Here is a 3,621-nt window from a genome sequence, read left to right on the forward strand (position 1 = left end):
GGTCCGCTCGATTCGGAACAGATCTGATGCGGTTCGTGACGTCGAGTTTCGAGCGCTGCCGTTCGATTTTGGCGGCCCTATTATGCAGCGTTTCTTGTTCGATGAAGCCCCATATGACCTCGTCCTTAATTTTGCTGCGCTGAAACATGTCCGTTCGGAAAAGGACGTCTTCTCCTTGCTGCAGATGGTGGATACGAACGTTGTTCGTCAGGCTCGCTTCAAACGTTGGTTGTCCGACCGAGGGGGCTGTGAGCGGTACTTTGGTGTCTCGACCGACAAGGCTGCAAATCCGACCAGTCTAATGGGAGCAAGCAAGCGCCTGATGGAGGATGTCCTATTCGCGTCCACCATGGAGCGCGATTCCTTCAACATCAGCTCAGCCCGCTTCGCCAATGTTGCATTTTCCAACGGAAGTCTGCTCCAATCGTTTCTGATGCGCTTAGCGGCTAGGCAACCACTCGCGGCGCCGCGGGACACTCGCCGCTATTTCGTCAGTCGACAAGAAGCAGGTGAAATTTGCCTGCTTTCCGCACTGCTCGGGGAGCATCGGCAAATCTATTTTCCACGCTTGGAGCCGGAAACGGAACTCCAGTTGCTTGATGTCGTAGCGCGGAAGGTGCTCTCCTTCCACGGCTACGAGGCTGTCGACTACGACAACGAGGAGACGGCGCGTCACGACTTGGAGGGCCTCGCCTCACGCGGTCAGTGGCCGCTGATCCTGACTCCGCTGGATACCAGCGGGGAAAAGCCTTATGAGGAATTCCTTGGAGAAGGTGAACAAGAGGTCGAGACGACGTTCACGAGCTTGCGCGCCCTTGCGCACCGGGCGACGACGTCCGCCGACGATGGGCTGATCCAACGGCTCGAGCTATATATCAATGAGGCATCTCGCAATGTCTCCAAGGCCGACATTGTCGCTGCGCTTTCCTCGGCGTTGCCTAACTTCCAACATATCGAGACAGGCCGCTCCCTGGACCAACGCGTCTAGGGCAACAGGGAATTATCCGATGAAGCTCAGGACGGCGGAACAACCGCAAGGGCCCGAAGACCAATCTTGCCTTGTCTGTGGTGGGCGATACCAGCCTTCATCCTATCCTGGGCTATTTAAATGTGACTCCTGCGGGTTCATATCGGCGGATCTAAGTATTCCGGAAGAAGAACTGCATGCACTCTATGGAATCGACTATTTCCATGGTCAGGAATACCACGACTACGAGGCTGAGGCGGAAAGTCTTTCGCTCAATTTCCGAAATCGAATTGCGACGCTAAGGACGTTGAGACCGAATCTGGATGAGGCCGAGCTTTTTGAGATCGGATGCGCCTACGGTTATTTTCTTCGGGAAGTTGACGGGTCCGTGCGTCGGGCATCTGGAATTGACATTTCACGGGACGCAGTCGCGATCGCCACCAGCGATCAGAAAGTCGATGCAAGACAAGCGGATTATCTTCACTATGAGATCGGTCGACAAGTCGACATTGTCACCATGTGGGATACGATCGAGCACCTCAAGCGACCGGACCTATTCGTGGAGAAGGCAGGTCGCGACCTAAAGCCAAATGGCCTTCTTGCAATCACAACCGGGGACATCGGTTCGCTCAACGCTCGATTCCGCGGAAAGTCATGGCGGATGATTCATCCCCCGACACATATGCATTACTTCTCCGTCGAGACACTTTCCCAGCTCTTGGATGCGGCTGGGTTTGATATCGTTCACGTGTCACATCCGGGAAACGCGCGCCGCTTGCGCTCAGTGCTTTACTTTCTGACGGCTCTCAAAGGTAACAAGCGTTGGATCTACGATGCGCTACAGAAATCGCCGCTCTTCAATCTCAGCGTTACGGTGAATTTGTTTGATATCATGTACGTTGTTGGACGGAAGCGCGCTGACTCCAAGAACCAAATGCAAACTCTCTGATAGGTCCGACGGCTCAATGTGGATCGTGCCAAAGCCAGGACGTAAGTGCATAATGGTCTTTGATCGAAGGATCTGTCGGCTATGAGCGTGACCGTATTGCTGTACGCGGGCTATACAATAGGAAGTGTCGCGGGGCTTCTGATCCTGAAAACCTACTTGCCGCTGGCGAAGCAAGCGTTCGATGGAATCGTAGTCTGGAACGCCTTGGCGTTTGTAGGAGTCGGAGCGGCACTCTACATTGCGAGCTTCCTACTTTGGCTTGCAATTCTTTCTCGCAGCGAACTTTCGGTAGCCTACCCGATCGCCATTGGCTTGACGCTTTGCCTAACGGCGCTGGCAGGCTGGTTCATCCTCAACGAGCCAGTTTCAGCACTTCGAATTGTCGGAATGAGTTTGATTTTTCTCGGCATAGTGGTCGTGACACGTAGCTGAGGCCGTCCTGACGCTCTGTCGGGATGGAAAATCCCATCCCGACCTAACCGTGCTCCTCAAATCCAACGTAGGGAGCGAGCCGCGTTACCATGAACCGGCGAGCACTGATCCTGCGCGACCTTGTTCTTAAATCAGCGGCGATCATCCTTGGGGAATATGCGCGCTTCGCCTGCTTCGAGAACGGATATCACAGACTCTCGCATTGCCGTTGGAGAGTAAGCTCGAGCGGCGAAAGCCATCTGTCGCTCGGATTGGCGTCTCCAGGCGGCATCATCTGTCACCAAGGACTTCAACGCCGCCACCAATTGCGGCACGTCGCTGCATACCGATGCCACATCTTCCAAGCCCGCAATTCCTTGCGAACCGATGGGCGTGGTCACAAGCGGCAGGCCGTAGCTCAGCGCCTCGATGACCTTCCCTTTGACGCCCGCCCCGAAGCGCAGTGGGACAACTGCGACTCGACTGTGATCATACAAGTCGCGAAGTTCCTCGTCCGTCACGTACCCAGTGACATTCACACGTGGTGAACTGAGGTCTCTAACTTCAGAGGTCGGATTTGACCCGGCCAATACGACATCGACGGGACCAATCTCCGCCTCAAGCTGTGGGATGATCTCTCGAACGAGGAACTTGGCGGCATCGACGTTCGGCGGATGAGCAAAGCCGGCAACGAATAGAATTGATTGGTCGCGCGTAGGCTCCGGAACATCAGAAGGCGGTTCGAATGAGAACGGTACGATCGGCAGCGCCAGCGTCGTAGGCGACATATGCCTCACCTGATCCGCCTCTTCGATCGACGGGTAGATAACGACGTCAAATCCACGCCAAACGCGCCTTTCAAGGCGCTCCATCAGCCTGGACTGCTCAAGCAGGTTTTCGTCGCCTGTCAGCTCCGCTTGCCGCCGCATGCGGGCGAAATGCAGATCGTGCCCATAGTAGCTGAGGACCGCATCTGTCTTGCCGACAATTTCGGAAAGCGTATCTGCCGCGACTTCAGGCCGATTGACGAGGATGTGATCTAGTTCCGCGCCATTTTCCGCGATCCACGCTTCCAACGTTTCGGGGCTCCTCCCATCGATAACTTCGACGCCTTTTCGCTCGAGGCGGCGAGCGTAGATCTCGCTGTAGATTCGATTGTGCGGCCAGAACTTGACGTTCCATCCGGCATCCACAAGGGAATCTATGATTCCCATCGTGCTCTTGGAACCCGCGTCCTTGTCAGGTTCGGGAACATAGTGGTCGATGACGAGAATTACTCTTTGGGCAGACGCAC

Annotated in this window: 4 protein-coding genes; 3 read left to right on the forward strand and 1 reads right to left on the reverse strand. The window is 55.3% G+C overall.

Annotation, left to right across the window (positions count from 1 at the left end; genetic code table 11):
• The 3 genes from AC1DT3_RS14990 to AC1DT3_RS15000 form a co-directional block, all read left to right on the forward strand.
• Window positions 1–988, forward strand: a 988-nt coding sequence (locus AC1DT3_RS14990) for a polysaccharide biosynthesis protein (RefSeq protein ID WP_477466043.1), incomplete at its 5' end; no start/stop codon positions are given.
• Window positions 989–1,007: 19 nt separating this feature from the next.
• Window positions 1,008–1,916 carry a class I SAM-dependent methyltransferase gene (locus AC1DT3_RS14995; protein ID WP_477466044.1) on the forward strand — a complete coding sequence of 303 codons (909 nt, stop codon included), beginning with the start codon at window positions 1,008–1,010 and terminating at the stop codon, window positions 1,914–1,916.
• Window positions 1,917–1,997: 81 nt separating this feature from the next.
• Window positions 1,998–2,348 carry an EamA family transporter gene (locus AC1DT3_RS15000; protein ID WP_477466045.1) on the forward strand — a complete coding sequence of 117 codons (351 nt, stop codon included), beginning with the start codon at window positions 1,998–2,000 and terminating at the stop codon, window positions 2,346–2,348.
• Between the two features lie 131 nt (window positions 2,349–2,479).
• Here the strand turns inward: AC1DT3_RS15000 and AC1DT3_RS15005 are convergent, their stop codons facing one another.
• Window positions 2,480–3,403 (reverse strand): glycosyltransferase family 4 protein, encoded by a 924-nt coding sequence (locus AC1DT3_RS15005; RefSeq protein ID WP_477466046.1) that lies wholly within the window; start codon window positions 3,401–3,403, stop codon window positions 2,480–2,482.
• Window positions 3,404–3,621: the final 218 nt, after the last annotated feature.

The sequence above is a fragment of the Microvirga sp. P4_G7 genome, assembly GCF_056401005.1.